Below are 15,744 nucleotides of genomic sequence, written 5' to 3'. Positions count from 1 at the left end.
TTAAAGCATGTTAAATTAAGCGTGTCTGCTGTTGCTTTTTATAGCGACTATTACAGTAATGAATAGTCAGAACTTGCCATTTTATAGCTGTTAATAAATGAGTTTTTGAATTGGCGCAGCTTATAATAATTAAAACTGTAAAAGTAATCTTAGTGGTTTTTATACGCACTTATTATTTGCAGCCGGGCATTTTTAATGCGCTTCGCTATTCGCTGTTTTTATAACTTTATAAAAAATATTGGTAACCATATTCACTAAAATTTTGTGACTGCTGATTCATAAAGCCATGCAGGTATAGTGTTTTTAAACAGCGCACATTGTTTTTGGCCGATAAATTAGTTATTAATTCATCTACATTAAAGTGCGGTTCAAACCCAGGGAAAATGAATTCACATGGATGAATAGCATCTATATTTAAATAATTACGTATTTGCGTAGGATAAAAAGCAATTACTTTTTTAAGATGTGTAGTTGTAGTACTCGCTTGTGCCCGCCATGCAGCGCTAGCACCGGCACTAAATGCAATACAAATAGTGGGTTTGCTTAATTTATTAAAATATTCTTCGAGCTTGGCTGCATATTCGTCATGGCCACAGTGTTTAATAAATAACTTATAGTATTCCTCTTCATTTTCAAGGGCTTGATGAACTCCATTATAGGGGTCAACTATTTGGTTTTCAGCATTAAAGTGCTTAGCTAATTGCTGTAAACAAGGTGTTTTACCGTAAATATCGCTGATAACTAGGTATTGCATCATTTCCCTTTTAAGTTATTGATAGTGGCTGTCATAAATAATATAACAAAAAGCTTGCATATAAAATACAACTGGGTTACCTTCCCTCTCTGGTTTAAATAAACCACCGCGGTTAACCATTTACCCTGATCCAGTAAGCCCCGCAAAACGTATATTCAAAAGCTAAGTTATTGTACGGCGAGAACCCCTTAAATAATACCGAGATGATTTTATTATCATCGCAAAAGTGTCATAAAGATCGTCAACACTGTAATGAAGCTAAACACAACATCGTTAATTTATTAACTGCATATAGCTATAAAAAATAGCGCAGAATAAATAACAAGAATAAAGTGAGTTTTATTATGTCTTATAAATATAACGGGTCTATGATCCAAATTGCACATCCAGTGCAGTCAATTTCAGTAAACAAACATCGTGTAATTTTTAGTGATACACAAGGTTTAAAAAATGCATTGTTTCAAAAAGCAAGCGATGCGCGTCAATTTGTTAAATGGCTAAAAGCCAGCTAACCTACACTGATTATAATTTGCCTACTTATTAGCGCAATAATGAAAATTAAATGCCAGCCTTGTTGCTGGCATTTTACTTTTTATCACTTTATTAGCTACACTTAAGGTTAATAGAATAATAGTAGGTAATTTTTGTAATGCTCCGCGCATTTTTAGTTGTTTTTATACTTAGCTTATTCAGCTCACCAGTTATTGCTAACACCATTAACTGGTTAACGCATGACTTTGCACCCTACTACATTTTAAATGGAGAAAACAAACACCAAGGTCGCGACGAAAGCATTATTTCTTTACTCGAAAAACAACTCCCCAATATTACTTTTAATAGAATACTCATACCTTCGGGCAGAGTTATCCAAGAACTCTCCAATACCTCAGCCAATACGTGTGCTTTGTCACTGTATAAAAATAGTTTTAGAGAAGAGCGCATTTACTTTACTGATGAAAGCTCTACTACTGGCCTTTCTCCTGCAGTAGCTATGCATATTAAGCTCAGTAGAGCACTTAAGCTACCTGCTGATAAAGCGGTGTCGTTAGCCTCTTTAATTACGGCTGATAAGTTAACTTTAGGTATTTCTATGAGCCGCTCTTACGGTAACGAAATAGACACACTTATTAATACCACACCCGATATAAATTTAATTATTAGACCTACCCGAGATAGCTTAGCAAGCCTTACTTATATGCTTAATTTAAAACGCATTGATTTGTTATTAGGTTACCCAAGCGAGCACTACTATTTAGCTAAATCTATGAATTTTGATAAAAACCTAACACAGCGACCCCTTCTAGAGTCACCTGAGTTAAGTTATGGCTATATAGGTTGCACTAAAAACCAGCAAGGTGCCAAACACATTGCTTTGTTAAATGAACAACTAAAAATAATTAAACAAACCCAAGCTTATACGCAAATATTAATGCGCTGGTTACCTCCGCATTTAAAAATAAAGCTTAAAACACGCATAGCAGAAACAAAAAACGCCACATAATGTGGCGTTTTTATCGAAGTGCTTACTTCAGATATTACTGACGAATACCTTCAATAGATAAACCAATATCAACGTGAGTTGATGCAGGGCCTAAATTGTAGTCAATGCCATAATCAGTTAACTTAAGGCTAGTTTCGCCTTCAAAGCCTACACGATGACCACCCCATGGATCTTTACCTTCGCCTACTTTATCTATTTCAAAGGTAATGGTTTTAGTAACGCCATGTAAAGTAAACTCACCCGTCACTTCACCTGAATCGTCGTCATCAAACTTTACGCTGGTACTTTTAAACGTTGCCGTTGGGTATTTACTAACATTTAAAAAATCTTTACCTCGTAAGTGCTTATCACGCTCTGCATGGTTAGAATCTAAACTCGTGGTATCAATGTTTACCGTGATCTGTGATGCGTTTGGTGTTTTTGCATCATAACTAAATGTACCGTCAAAGGTATTAAAGCGACCATGTAACCAACTATAGCCTAAATGCTTTATTTTAAAATTTACAAATGCGTGTGCGCCTTGTGTATCAATCACATAATCAGCAGCGTTTACAGCACTTGCCGATAGCAGCATAGCGCCTGATACCGCGGTACTTAATAGTAGTTTTTTCATTGTAATCATCCTTTTATTGGTAAATACCCGTTAACATTAATAGCTAATCTGAGCTCAGGTTAGCTATTAATTTTTAGCGTTAATTGGTTTAATCATTCGAATTAATGTTTTATCTTTATCTATAAAATGGTGTTTTAATGCACCTAGTGCATGCAGTACAGCAAAACCAATTAAAGTGCAGGCTGCGTAATAATGCACTTCCCCAGCAATATCGGCTTGTCCGTCAAATGTAAAGTTTATTGCTGGCACATTGAATAACGTAAACACTTCGATAGCTCGCCCATCTGCGGTAGAAATTAAATAGCCTGCTACAACAATAACCGCCAAAATAATGTACATAATAATATGGGCAGTGTGCGCTATTTGGTTCATTGTTTTGTTAGTACCCAGTGGCTTAGGTTGAGTCGAAAAAGAGCGCCATAAAATTCTAAACAAAAACACCGCAGCTAAAGTCAAACCTATGCTTTTATGCAAGTCTAATGAGCCTTTATACCAACTATCGTAGTAGGTAAGTTCTACCATGTACAAGCCAAGGCCAAATAAACCAAAGATAGTTAATGCCATTAGCCAATGTAAAATAATCGCAATAAGCCCGTAAGATGCAGGCGAGTTTTTAAACATGTCTCTATTCCTTTATGTTATTGCACCTACAATATCGCGCAAGAGCATAAATAGGAATAACATTTACAAACACTTTACGTGCATATACGCACAGAAGTATGTTTACGCAGCCAATTTTATTAACTAGTAGGTAATAAGTAGAGAATTATAAGACTTGCATGCGGAGCTTTTTAATAACTATTGTTAATTGTAATCGTTATTAAAAGAGGTTGTTTTTGAGTGCTTATTAATAACTATTGAGTCGATTTTTTGCTGAGGCTCACATAAATAAGGCTATCTGATGTCACTTGCAGGCAGGTAATTAACCCTTCTTTTACCAGCTCAAGTATAGCGATAAAGCTCACCACTACACCGCTTCGCCCTTCATTAACAGTAAAAAGTGCACTAAATGGTAAAGCCGATTGAGTATGTGATAACTGCTGCAATATTTGGCTCATGCGTTCACGGGTAGAAAGTACTTCGGCGCTAATTAAGTGATGTTCTAGTGTTTTAGCGCGCGCCATTATATCGCTCAGGGCAAAAAGTAAATCTTTAAGTTGCACTTCAGGAAGCTGCTCAGTGATATTTTCAGCCGCCGGCATAGCAGCATGGGCTACAAAAATATCACGACCCACCCGCGGAATTTCGTCTAAGTTTTCGGCGGCTTTTTTAAATTGCTCGTATTCTTGCAAACGTTTAATAAGCTCTGCACGAGGATCTTCCTCTTCTTCTAGCTCTTTGTGTACGGGCAACAGTAAACGAGACTTTATTTGCGCCAATAAGGCTGCCATCACTAAATACTCGCCCGCAAGTTCGAGTTGAAACTCAGTCATCATTTCAACATAACTCATGTATTGCTCTGTAATACTAAAAATAGACAATTCGAGAACATCAAGCTTGTGTTTTTTTATTAAATACAGCAATAAATCGAGCGGGCCTTCAAACGTTTCTAAAATAATTTCCAGCGCATCTGGCGGAATATATAAATCAGACGGTTTATCGACCATGGCTTTACCATGTAAAAAAGCCAGTGGCAGCTTTTGCTGCACTGGCTTTTCAATGGGGGGGCTTATTGGTTTGGTGTTTTCTTCGTTCACTATTTTTTACTCAAACGGACTAGTATCACCACAGCCAACACGCAAAATTTGCACTTCATCTTCAGATAAATCAACCACTGTGGTTGCTTGCTCTGCTAAATAACCACCATGGATAATTAAATCTACGTGTTTATCTAATCGCTCAATAATTTCATCTGGATCTGATTCAGTGTATTCTTCACCTGGTAAAATAAGTGAACACGACATGAGTGGCTCGCCAAGTTCCTCTAGCAATGCACACGCAATAGGATGCGCTATAACGCGTATACCTATGGTTTTTTTCTTGTCGTTTAATAAACGTTTTGGTACTTCTTTAGTGCCTTTAAAAATAAAAGTATAAGGCCCGGGAGTATTGTTTTTTATTAATCTAAAGGTTTGATTATCTACGCGTGCATACGTAGAAAGCTCAGATAAATCGCGGCACACTAAGGTAAAGTTATGGTGTTTTTCTATGCCACGAATACGCTCAATACGCTCTTTTGCTTGTTTATTACCAATATTACACCCTATGGCATACCCCGAATCTGTAGGGTAAACAACAACGCCGCCTTGCTTAATTATATCGGCAGCTTGTTGAATTAACCTTGATTGTGGATTCTCTGGATGAATATGAAATAGTTGACTCATGTTGCTGCTCCTTCTTGCTTTTCCCAAGCTTGCCAAACGCCGCGGCAATCCTTAGGTAAGTATAGATTTTTACCAAGCTCTAAGTAGCTTGTCGGAAAATGAAAATCAGACCCTTGTGAACACAACAAATCATACTCACGGCTCAACTCGCCTAAAAATTGACGATCACTTGGTGCTTGCTGAGGCTGAGCAACTTCCATTGCGTCTCCGCCAACAGATTTAAACTCAACCAATAATTTGCGTAGCCATTTATTAGACATTTGATAACTGCTAGGGTGAGCTAAAACCGCCACTCCACCAGCGGCATGAATCGCCTTAATAGCCGTTTTCATATCGCACCAACTACTTGGTACATAACCGGTTTTTCCGCGCCCTAAGTATTTTTTAAATACCCCGGGAAAGTTTTTTGCAACACCACGTGCTATTAAAGCGCGAGCAAAATGCGCGCGAGTAATTTGCGCATCTTTTGCAAGCTCTTTTGCTTGCTCGTAAATATCATCAAAGCCATTTTTAGCTAGGCGTGTACCTATTTCTAACGCGCGAGTTTCGCGTTTTTGCTGTTGCTCTAGCAATAAAGCCGTTAGGTCTGAATTTTCAGTATCAATATTTAACCCCACAATATGAATTTCAAAGCTTTCCCAGCGGGTTGATATTTCAACTCCAGTGATCAGCAATAATGGTAGGTTTTCGGTATCAATAATATGCTGAGCAGGCTTTATGGCCGCCACAGTATCGTGATCTGTAATAGCAAACACATCTATATTTTTATCAACAGCACGATGCAATAGCTCTGCAACGCTTAGCTGCCCATCGGAATGTGTTGTATGGCTATGTAAATCATATTTTATCAAAAGAAAACTACTTAAAATTAAGTGTGGAAAGTATCGGTAATTAGTATAACAAGTTTTTTAACTAAATTGTTTTTAAATAAACACTTGACATCAAAGCATATGATACGTTTTACTGTAGCCACTTAAAGACACTATAAGCATTAACAATAATGAACAATTCTACTTTAAACACTATTTGGTGGTGGCACTCGTAATTTCCGGGTGATGAATTGTCGTGTCTAACAAATATTCAAAACCCGCAACTGTGCGGGTTTTTTTATCACTAAATTTTATAATTATTATTTAAACGTATCTTTTTAACCAGTAACGACTGGAAAAAATAAAAAGCATTAGAGGCTAAAAAACATGAATAACAATCTTACTCTTACACATCGTTGGTGGCGCTTAATTTAGCGGGACGGTAATGATCTGTTTGTAATTTAGATATCGTTATTTAAACCCCGCATTGCACAGCATTGCGGGGTTTTATTTTTTTGAGGGAATGAGGTTTGATTTTTAGTCACATAACTACCACACCAGGTGAAGTAACCAGCATTACGCAAGTACGCGACTATATTAGTAGCCCGCTTGCACTATATAGCGCACTTGATAAGCCAAATTCGCTACTGCTTGAGTCGGCCGAAATTGAGTCTAAAGACAGTGTTAAAAGTTTAATTTTAGTTGATTGCGCACTGCGTATTGTATGCCAGGGTAAAACCGTAACGATTACAGCTCAATCAAATAATGGGCAACAGCTACTAAGCTATTTACAAGCCAATGTAAAAAGCTGCGAAGCCACTCTAAACGAGACAACATTAACGCTTGCGTACTTAAGCTCAAACAATGATATTGACGAAGCGAGTAAGTTGGTTGCCGATAATGCATTCAGTGCACTGCGCACCTGTATTAACAGTATTAAAAGCACCACCAACAATCCTTTTTCGGTTTTTTTAGGCGGTGTATTTGCCTACGATATGGTAGCCAATTTTGAACAGTTAAGTGATGTGCCAGACGGCGAAAACACCTGCCCCGATTACGTATTTTATTTAGCCGAAACACTAGTGGTAATTGATCATCAAAAACAAACCACAGAACTTATTGGTAATGTATTTAATGGCCCCGACGTACATGCAAACTGCTTTGAAGTAGGTAAAGAGTTAGAGCGCTTAAATACCTTATGCGATAACGCTGCACAATTTAGCGCCAAGATACAAAGCGGCGAATGCGATGTTGCTATTGATATAAGCGACGAGACTTACTGCGAACAAGTAATTAAGCTTAAAAAGAATATTGTAGATGGCGATATATTTCAGGTTGTGCCTTCGCGTACATTCTCGCTGCCTTGCCCCGACCCACTTCATGCTTACAGCAAACTTAAACAGCAAAATCCCAGCCCATATATGTTTTATATGCGCGACGAAGACTTTGCTTTATTTGGTGCATCACCCGAGTCAGCACTTAAATACACTGTGGCATCAAAACAGGTCGAAGTGTATCCAATTGCAGGTACTCGAGCGCGTGGCAAATTTGCGAATGGTCAAATAAATCTAGACTTAGATAGCCGCATCGAGCTTGAGCTGAGAAACGATCAAAAAGAGCGCGCTGAGCATTTAATGCTAGTTGATTTAGCCCGTAACGATGTTGCCCGTATTAGCGTAGCCGGTACTCGCTTTGCAAAAGAGCTATTAAAAGTAGACCGCTACTCTCAAGTAATGCATTTAGTGTCGCGCGTTGTCGGCACGCTAAAGCCAGAGCTTGATGCACTACACGCATACCAAGCATGTATGAACATGGGAACCTTAGTTGGTGCACCAAAAGTACGCGCTGCAGAACTTGTGCGCCAAACCGAAGGTAAACGCCGTGGTAGCTACGGTGGCGCTGTAGGTTATTTAACCGGTGATGGCGCTATGGATACCTGCATTGTTATTCGCTCAGCTTTTGTAAAAAATAATATTGCTTACGTGCAAGCCGGAGCCGGAGTGGTATTTGATTCAGATCCGCAGTCAGAAGCAAACGAAACCCGTGCTAAAGCACAAGCGGTTATTACCGCTATTAAATCTACTTTCGAGGCGGGTTAACATGAGCCAGCAACACCCAATTAAAATTTACTTTTTAGATAACTTTGACTCGTTTACCTATAACTTAGTTGACGAGCTAACTATGCTTGGCTGTGAACTGGTTGTTTACAGAAACAATATTAGCGCTGAGGTTATTTTTAATAAAATGCGCCAAGAACAAGGCCAAGTGCTATTAGTACTTTCCCCAGGCCCTTGCACACCAAGTAATGCAGGCTGCTTAATGGATTTAATAGCGCTTACCAAAGGTCACTTCCCTATGCTGGGTATTTGTTTAGGCCAGCAAGCTTTAACCCAAAGTTATGGCGGCGTAATTGGCCATGCTGGGGAAACCGTACACGGCAAATCGTCAATAATTGATTTAGGTGAACACCCAGTATTTAACGGTATGGGCAGCACTATGCCCGTAGCGCGTTATCACTCTTTAATGGCCACTAAAGTGCCTGATAATATTGCAGTAATTGCCCAATACCAAGATATTCCTATGGCTATTTATCATCATGATGACAATGTTTTAGGGTATCAGTTTCATCCTGAGTCTATTTTAACCCCAAACGGCGCGCAGCTATTACAGCAAAGCATTGCCTACTTAACCGCTAGCCAATAAAGGAGAACATAATGAGTATACAAACCAAGCAAAACATTAATGTTCTCAGTGCTAATATGCACAATGCGAGCATTCAAACTGCAATTGAGCAACTGATAAGCAACCAATCATTAAGCTACACGCAATCTAAAGCGCTGTTTGATGAAATAATGCAAGGTAACATGAGTGATATTGAGCTTAGCGCACTGCTTATAGCGTTAAAATCAAAAGGCGAAATCAGCGATGAAATAGCTGGCGCTGCGGCGTCTATGCGAGAAAATGCGCTTGCCTTTAATACTACCCGTAACCAACTTGCTGATTGCTGCGGCACCGGTGGCGATGGCTCTAATACAATTAATATTAGCACTACCGCTGCTATTGTTGCAGCCGCGGCAGGTATTAATATGGTAAAACACGGTAATCGCAGTGTCTCGAGTAACTCAGGCTCTGCCGATTTGCTCAAAGCATTGGGCATCAATATTGAAATGACGCCAGCACAAGCGGCAAATTGCTTAGAACAAACAGGCTTTACTTTTTTGTTTGCACCTCAGTACCACCCAGGCGTACGCCACGCAATGGGAGTACGTACTGCCCTTAAAACACGCACTATTTTTAATATTTTAGGGCCTTTGGTAAATCCAGCGGCGCCTGAAGTACAGTTACTCGGGGTATACAACCCCAATTTATGCCTACCTATGGCACAAACATTAAGAACCCTAGGCACCAAGCGCGCAATGATAGTACATGGCTCTGGCACCGACGAAATTGCTCTGCACGGCCCAACTACTGTGGTTGAGTTAAATAATGGCAACATTAGCGAGTATACGCTTAACCCAAGTGACTTTGACCTTGCAAACTATTCACTTGAACAACTAACCGGTGAAGGCCCACAATACAACGCTAATGTCTCTCTTGCTATTTTGCAAGGTAAGGGTGATGAAGCGCATAATGCCGCTATTATTGTTAATGTGGCCGCACTGTTATACCTAAGTGGTAAAGCGCAATCGCTAAAAGACGGCGCACAACAAGTACACACGTTATTAAGTTCAGGGCAAGCCATGAACACACTAAATGCAATTATTGAGGTAAGTAATGGCTAATGTATTAGACAAAATTGTTGCTGATAAAAAATTAGAACTAATTGAGCGCAAAGCCGCTCGCCCACTAGATAGCTTTAAGCACCTTGCGGTGCCAACAACTCGCAGCTTTTATAAAGCACTTGCAGCCCCTGGCATTCAGTTTATTTTAGAATGTAAAAAAGCATCGCCGTCTAAAGGGCTTATTAGAGAACCTTTTAATTTAACTGAAATAACCTCGGTTTATAAAAAGTATGCCAGCTGTATGAGCGTGCTAACCGACACCAAGTATTTTCAAGGCAGCTTTGATTACTTAGAGTTTGTACGTAGCCAAGTAGAGCAGCCTCTTATTTGCAAAGATTTTTTTATAGACGAGTATCAAGTATATATGGCGCGTATTTATGGCGGCGACGCTATATTATTAATGCTCTCAGTACTTGACGATGAAAGCTATAAAGCATTGCATAGCGTTGCTGACTCGTTAAATATGTCGGTGCTAACTGAGGTAAGTAACGAAGCAGAAGTACACCGTGCGCTTGCCCTTAATGCTAAAATAATTGGCATTAACAACCGAGACTTACGCGATTTAAGTACAGATTTAGCCACCACCGAAAAGCTACGTAAACTTATTCCGGCTAATAAAGTCGTTATTTCGGAGTCGGGTATTTACACCCACCAAGACGTAAAACGATTAGCGCCACTTTGCGATGGCTTTTTAATTGGCAGCTCACTTATGAGCGAACGCGATTTAGAACAAGCCTGCAAAAGAGTTATATTAGGCGATAACAAAGTATGTGGCTTAACGCGCAGCCAAGATGCGCTTGCAGCGTATGAAAGTGGCGCCGTATATGGCGGGTTAATTTTTCATCCTAAGTCGCCTCGTTATGTCGACTTAGACTGCGCCATAGAGCTTAGCCAAAGTGCACCGCTTAACTTTGTTGGGGTATTTGTAGATGCGCCTATAGAGCAAGTAGCCCAGTACGCAAGTGTGTTAAAATTGGCGGCTGTGCAATTACACGGTCAAGAAAGTGACGATTACATTACCACCTTGCGTACACAACTACCTAGCGACTGCGAAATTTGGAAAGCACAGGCAATAAAAGATGCATTGCCGACTCCAGTACATGGTGTTGATCGCATTTTGTACGACACCCACAGCAACACCCAAGCTGGCGGTACAGGTAAAACATTTGATTGGTCGGTGCTACGTGATGCCACCACCCCCTTTATGCTTGCTGGAGGCTTAAATCCTGAGAACATTAAAGAGGCACTTTTTCAAGGCGCCTTAGGGCTAGACCTTAATTCTGGAGTGGAACAGTCTCCGGGTAAAAAGTGCCCTAACAAGTTACAAAACGCATTTACAAGTATTAGAAATTATTGAGGTTAAAATGAAAAATCCAGCTTATTTTGGCGAGTTTGGCGGTATGTTTGTACCCGAGCTACTTGTCCCTGCGCTTAAGCAGTTAGAAAACGAATTTAACAAAGCACAAAAAGATCCACAGTTTCAGGCTGAGCTTTCAAAATTACTTAACGAGTATGCGGGTCGCCCTACACCACTTACTTTAACGCGTAATTTAATTAAAAACCCAAAGGTTAAACTGTATTTAAAGCGTGAAGATTTACTGCACGGTGGCGCGCACAAAACTAACCAAGTACTTGGCCAAGCGTTATTAACTAAACGTATGGGTAAAACAGAGGTTATTGCCGAAACAGGTGCAGGCCAACATGGTGTTGCTACAGCACTTGCTTGTGCTCTGCTGGGTTTAAAATGCCGTATTTACATGGGTGCAAAAGACGTTGAACGCCAGCAACCAAACGTATTTAGAATGGAGCTAATGGGCGCGACTGTGATTCCGGTAACAGCGGGTTCAGGCACATTAAAAGATGCTGTAAACGAAGCACTACGTGACTGGTCAGCAAATTATCAAGATGCGCACTACCTACTTGGTACTGCAGCGGGCCCACACCCATTCCCAACTATTGTGCGTGAATACCAAAAAATTATTGGTGAAGAAGCAAAACAACAAGTACTAAAAGCTGAAGGTCGCCTACCTGATGCCGTTATTGCCTGTGTTGGCGGCGGTTCTAATGCCATTGGTATGTTTAGTGATTTTATTAACGAGCCAAGTGTAAAGCTCATTGGTGTTGAGCCTGCTGGTAAAGGTTTAGATACACACGAGCACGGTGCCACCATTTGTAAAGGCACTAAAGGTATATTGCACGGTACTTACACCTATATTATGCAAAATGACGACGGCCAAATAGAAGAGTCGTATTCTGTATCTGCCGGCCTTGATTACCCAGCTGTTGGGCCGCAACATGCATTTTTACACGAAACAGGTCGTGCACAATATGTAGCCATTACCGACACCGAAGCACTAGACGCTTTTCAGTCGCTTGCCAAAAATGAAGGTATTATTCCGGCGCTCGAATCTAGCCACGCCCTCGCTTATGCACTTAAATATGCAGAAGCGCTAACTGATGAAAGCATTATAGTGGTTAATTTAAGTGGCCGAGGCGATAAAGACTTAGCCCACGTTCACAATGTATTGTCGCAAGGAGGTCAAATATGAGCCAAGTAAAAACAGATCGCTACGGTAAAATGTTTGCAGCCCTAAATGAGCAAAAACACGGGGCATTTGTACCCTTTGTAACTATTGGCGACCCCGGTAAAGAGCAAAGTATTGCTATTATTAAAAGTTTAATTGATGGCGGCGCCGACGCCCTAGAGTTAGGTATTCCGTTTTCAGATCCAATTGCTGATGGACCAGTCATTCAAAAAGCAAATATTCGCGCCCTTAATGTACACATTAACACCCAAGACTGCTTTGATATTATTAAACAAATACGCCAGTACAATGCAGATATTCCAATTGGTTTATTACTGTATTCAAACTTAGTTTTTAAGCGCGGTATAGACACCTTTTATAAAGATGCTAAAGCCGCCGGCGTAGACTCTATTTTAGTGGCCGATGTGCCACTGCATGAGTCAAAAACATTTAGAAAGGCAGCCATGGCAAACGGTGTAGACCCTATCTTTATTGCCACCCCTAATGCTGATGACGACACGCTTCGCGCATGCGCATCCTATGGCAGAGGTTACACTTATTTACTGTCGCGTGCGGGAGTTACCGGTACTGACGAAAAAGCGCAAATGCCAGCGGGCAACATTGTAACTAAATTAAAAGAATACCATAGCGCACCTGCGCTATTAGGTTTTGGTATTTCAACGCCTGATGATGTAAAAGCTGCATTAAATGCCGGTGCTGCGGGGGCTATTTCGGGCTCGGCAGTGGTTAAAATTATCGAAGCAAACCTTGATGACTTACCTACCATGACAGCGGAATTAAAAGCCTTTGTAACTAAAATGAAAGCTGCTACAGCGCTTTAATTAGTTCCAACGGAAATTAAAAAAGGGCATTTTAAAAATGCCCTTTTTCGTTTTTATAAAAAAGTGTTTAACAGAGAATGAAATTAAAGAAGGTCTTTTAACGTTTTAGAAGCTTTAAACACCGCTTTATTAGCCCCTTCAATTTCAATACTAGCACCGGTTTGTGGATTACGCCCAGTGCGTGCAGGGTAATAGCTTAATGCAAAAGTACCAAAACCGTTTATTTGTACTTGATCCCCTTCTGCAAGCGACTTAGTAATTACTTTTTGTAAACTGGTAAGTGCTGCTTGTGCGTCTTTTTTAGTTAACTCACTTTTTTGAGCCATAGCGGTAACTAGTTGTGCTTTATTCATTGAATGCTCCTAAATACACGCAAAATGAATTAGTTAAGCGTGGGAATTTAACCATAATATAAAATAAAGTCAGGGAGGCTAAGGCTTACAAGGACGCAAGTCAACCCTGCAGCGTTAATACAATTGATATTAGCTGTACATTTATTACAGACATAAAAAAGCCGCGAAATACGCGGCTTAATTAATATTAATCAGTTTTTAAAAACCAAATAATTTCAATCCAAAAAACTTAGTTGCAACTGTGTTTATAAATATAGTCGCTAAAATAATTGGAATAAACGTTGAAAGCGAAAAGTTAACATACTTTTCCATAAAGCTGCCTGCATAATTAGGCGAGCCTATGCTCAACTCTTTACTTAAATTTGCTTTTTTCCAGCGGTACATTACAAATAAACACACCATTAAACCGTTAAACGGTAAGATGGTGTCGTAAAATACATCGTAAACCACATCAAAAAAGCTCTTACTTTCACCGCCGTAACCAGTAAACGACGTTAAGCTATCTATCATACCAAACGACATAGTACATAAAATTGTAAGTACGCCCGTAGCTAAGGTTAAAATACCCAATGCTTTTTTACGGCTTATGCCTTTGCGATCGCTTAATGTTGCTGTAGGTACTTCTACAATAGACACGAGTGATGTAATTGCAGCAAAAAATACTAATAAAAAGAATAAAAACGCCACTGCCGATGCACCAAAGTAACCAATATCATGTTGCAGTGCTAACAGTATTTTAGGTAGGTATACAAATATCATCGATACTGATGAATCAGAAAGCGTGGCTGGATCTGTATTAGGATCAAAGCTAAAAATAGCCGGTAACACCATTAAACCTGCAACAAACGCAACCAATGAGTCGGTAATCGCGACCATTTTTGCACTGCCTACAATGTCGTCCTTTTTAGATATATAAGACGCATACGTCATTAAAATACCCATACCAAGCGATAATGAAAAAAATGCTTGCGCTAACGCACCATTTAACACACTGGCATTCATTTTAGAAAAATCAGGAATAATATAATACTTAACACCTGCCATCGCGTTATCTAGCGTTAATACATAACCCACTAACACAATTAACATGACAAATAATGCCGGCATTAAAAATTTAGCCGCTTTTTCTATTCCTTGCTTTACGCCACCTAACAAAATTAAGTTAACAACAAGTACCACAGCTGCCATATAAGCAAATACTGTGTAGCTATTAATAAACAACCCAAAGTGTCCAGGGTTTGCCAACGAATCTAAATTACCAAGTGCGGTTTGCATTAAATAGCCAAAAATCCATACGGTAATAACCATATAAAAAACCGCTATCATAAAAGGAGTAAATACAGCTAAAAAACCAGCCAACTTCCATTTTGTGTCATTGTTACCCAATATTTTGTATGAGCCTAGGGGATCTTTTTGCGCTTTACGGCCCATGGCCATTTCAGCCATCATTACGGGTAAACAAATAAATGCGACAAACAAGGCATAGACGAGCAAAAATGCGCCACCACCGTTTTTTGTTGCAGAAACAGGAAAGCCCACTAAATTACCAATGCCCACAGCAGAGCCCGCCGCTGCTAATATAAACCCTAGGCGGGAGCTAAAATGCTCTCTATTCTCACTCATGTATAAACCTTGTTATTATTTATCTTATCCATGGGACTCTACCAGTGTTACACAACGCTTTTCAAGCAATTACACAGTAAAAAAATATTCTCACTGTAAACAAAGCTGCAAACACTTTTAATTCACCATTTTTCAACGCTATGCTAGTATACACTTAAATAAATTTAACAAATTTTATGAGATTCTGTATGTTGTACATGATTTATTCAATCGATGTTGAAAACAGCTTAGCACTGCGTAAAGAGGCCCGACCAGCGCACCTTGCACGCTTAAGTGAACTTGATTCGCAAAACCGTTTACTGACTGCAGGCCCGCTTCCGGCTATCGATAATGAAGATCCAAGTGATGCAGGTTTTACCGGTTCACTGGTAATTGCTCAGTTTGACTCTTTAGAAGCCGCCCGAGAATGGGCAGCGGCCGACCCTTATGTTGCGGCTGGCGTATACGAAAACTCAATTGTTAAACCGTATAAAAAAGTATTCCCTGCTTAATAACACATGAACCTAACCCTGAATGATCTCAGTATAAAATTCAGGGTTTGTTCACTCGTTAATAACTAAACTGTTGCCGTAAAATTCTTATTAAGTATTTAATTGAATTTTGGTAACTCGGTTTACT

At 39.7% G+C, this 15,744-nt stretch carries 17 protein-coding genes; 9 read left to right on the top strand and 8 right to left on the bottom strand.

The window, feature by feature from the left end:
- Positions 1-226 precede the first annotated feature (226 nt).
- Positions 227-754: a hypothetical protein gene (locus H5058_RS04630; protein ID WP_182677085.1), complete on the bottom strand. Its 528-nt coding sequence runs from the start codon at positions 752-754 to the stop codon at positions 227-229.
- A gap of 344 nt (positions 755-1,098) precedes the next feature.
- Here H5058_RS04630 and H5058_RS04625 point away from each other — a divergent pair, with 344 nt between their 5' ends.
- The gene (locus H5058_RS04625; RefSeq protein WP_007375427.1) at positions 1,099-1,266 is read left to right on the top strand and encodes a hypothetical protein; all 168 of its coding nucleotides are present in this window, start codon (positions 1,099-1,101) and stop codon (positions 1,264-1,266) included.
- A 137-nt stretch (positions 1,267-1,403) separates the two neighbouring features.
- The gene (locus H5058_RS04620; RefSeq protein WP_011327981.1) at positions 1,404-2,255 is read left to right on the top strand and encodes a transporter substrate-binding domain-containing protein; all 852 of its coding nucleotides are present in this window, start codon (positions 1,404-1,406) and stop codon (positions 2,253-2,255) included.
- Positions 2,256-2,289: 34 nt separating this feature from the next.
- On the opposite strand, the gene H5058_RS04615 is transcribed toward H5058_RS04620, so the two are convergent.
- From H5058_RS04615 to H5058_RS04595, 5 genes are all read right to left on the bottom strand, one after another.
- The gene (locus tag H5058_RS04615; RefSeq protein WP_182677083.1) at positions 2,290-2,868 is read right to left on the bottom strand and encodes a YceI family protein; all 579 of its coding nucleotides are present in this window, start codon (positions 2,866-2,868) and stop codon (positions 2,290-2,292) included.
- Positions 2,869-2,934: 66 nt separating this feature from the next.
- A complete protein-coding gene (locus H5058_RS04610) occupies positions 2,935-3,489 on the bottom strand; it encodes a cytochrome b (RefSeq protein WP_011327979.1) in 555 nt (184 codons plus the stop codon).
- A 233-nt stretch (positions 3,490-3,722) separates the two neighbouring features.
- Positions 3,723-4,475 carry a ScpA family protein gene (locus H5058_RS04605; protein ID WP_259398616.1) on the bottom strand — a complete coding sequence of 251 codons (753 nt, stop codon included), beginning with the start codon at positions 4,473-4,475 and terminating at the stop codon, positions 3,723-3,725.
- 96 nt (positions 4,476-4,571) lie between these two features.
- The gene (locus H5058_RS04600; protein WP_011327977.1) at positions 4,572-5,192 is read right to left on the bottom strand and encodes an L-threonylcarbamoyladenylate synthase; all 621 of its coding nucleotides are present in this window, start codon (positions 5,190-5,192) and stop codon (positions 4,572-4,574) included.
- Entirely contained in the window at positions 5,189-6,043 is an 855-nt protein-coding gene (locus H5058_RS04595) for an RNase RNM (RefSeq protein WP_182677081.1), read from the bottom strand. The genes H5058_RS04600 and H5058_RS04595 overlap by 4 nt, the downstream gene beginning before the upstream one ends.
- Positions 6,044-6,531: 488 nt before the next feature.
- Here H5058_RS04595 and H5058_RS04590 point away from each other — a divergent pair, with 488 nt between their 5' ends.
- The 6 genes from H5058_RS04590 to trpA are packed head-to-tail and all read left to right on the top strand — an operon-like array spanning position 6,532 to position 13,150.
- Entirely contained in the window at positions 6,532-8,100 is a 1,569-nt protein-coding gene (locus H5058_RS04590; RefSeq protein ID WP_182677079.1) for an anthranilate synthase component 1, read from the top strand.
- A 1-nt stretch (position 8,101) separates the two neighbouring features.
- The gene (locus H5058_RS04585; RefSeq protein WP_182677077.1) at positions 8,102-8,704 is read left to right on the top strand and encodes an aminodeoxychorismate/anthranilate synthase component II; all 603 of its coding nucleotides are present in this window, start codon (positions 8,102-8,104) and stop codon (positions 8,702-8,704) included.
- 11 nt (positions 8,705-8,715) lie between these two features.
- Positions 8,716-9,783: an anthranilate phosphoribosyltransferase gene (trpD, locus tag H5058_RS04580; protein ID WP_089368172.1), complete on the top strand. Its 1,068-nt coding sequence runs from the start codon at positions 8,716-8,718 to the stop codon at positions 9,781-9,783.
- Complete coding sequence (gene trpCF / locus H5058_RS04575) at positions 9,776-11,140, top strand: bifunctional indole-3-glycerol-phosphate synthase TrpC/phosphoribosylanthranilate isomerase TrpF (RefSeq protein WP_182677075.1); 1,365 nt, start codon at positions 9,776-9,778, stop codon at positions 11,138-11,140. The genes trpD and trpCF overlap by 8 nt, the downstream gene beginning before the upstream one ends.
- A 7-nt stretch (positions 11,141-11,147) precedes the next feature.
- A complete protein-coding gene (gene trpB / locus H5058_RS04570) occupies positions 11,148-12,332 on the top strand; it encodes a tryptophan synthase subunit beta (protein ID WP_011327971.1) in 1,185 nt (394 codons plus the stop codon).
- Positions 12,329-13,150 (top strand): tryptophan synthase subunit alpha, encoded by an 822-nt coding sequence (gene trpA, locus H5058_RS04565; RefSeq protein WP_182677074.1) that lies wholly within the window; start codon positions 12,329-12,331, stop codon positions 13,148-13,150. Before trpB ends, trpA begins: the two co-directional genes overlap by 4 nt.
- Positions 13,151-13,233: 83 nt before the next feature.
- On the opposite strand, the gene H5058_RS04560 is transcribed toward trpA, so the two are convergent.
- The gene (locus H5058_RS04560) at positions 13,234-13,503 is read right to left on the bottom strand and encodes an HU family DNA-binding protein (RefSeq protein WP_058373229.1); all 270 of its coding nucleotides are present in this window, start codon (positions 13,501-13,503) and stop codon (positions 13,234-13,236) included.
- Positions 13,504-13,701: 198 nt separating this feature from the next.
- Entirely contained in the window at positions 13,702-15,126 is a 1,425-nt protein-coding gene (locus H5058_RS04555; RefSeq protein WP_182677072.1) for a sodium-dependent transporter, read from the bottom strand.
- Positions 15,127-15,314: 188 nt separating this feature from the next.
- On the opposite strand from H5058_RS04555, the gene H5058_RS04550 reads away from it, so the two are divergent.
- Entirely contained in the window at positions 15,315-15,617 is a 303-nt protein-coding gene (locus H5058_RS04550) for a YciI family protein (protein ID WP_058373227.1), read from the top strand.
- The last annotated feature ends 127 nt before the right edge of the window (positions 15,618-15,744 follow it).

The sequence above is a fragment of the Pseudoalteromonas sp. SR45-4 genome (genome assembly GCF_014163535.1).
Lineage (GTDB): Bacteria > Pseudomonadota > Gammaproteobacteria > Enterobacterales > Alteromonadaceae > Pseudoalteromonas > Pseudoalteromonas nigrifaciens.
The sequence above is the reverse complement of the archived record's forward strand: the minus strand, read 5'-3'. Positions and strand labels throughout refer to the sequence as shown.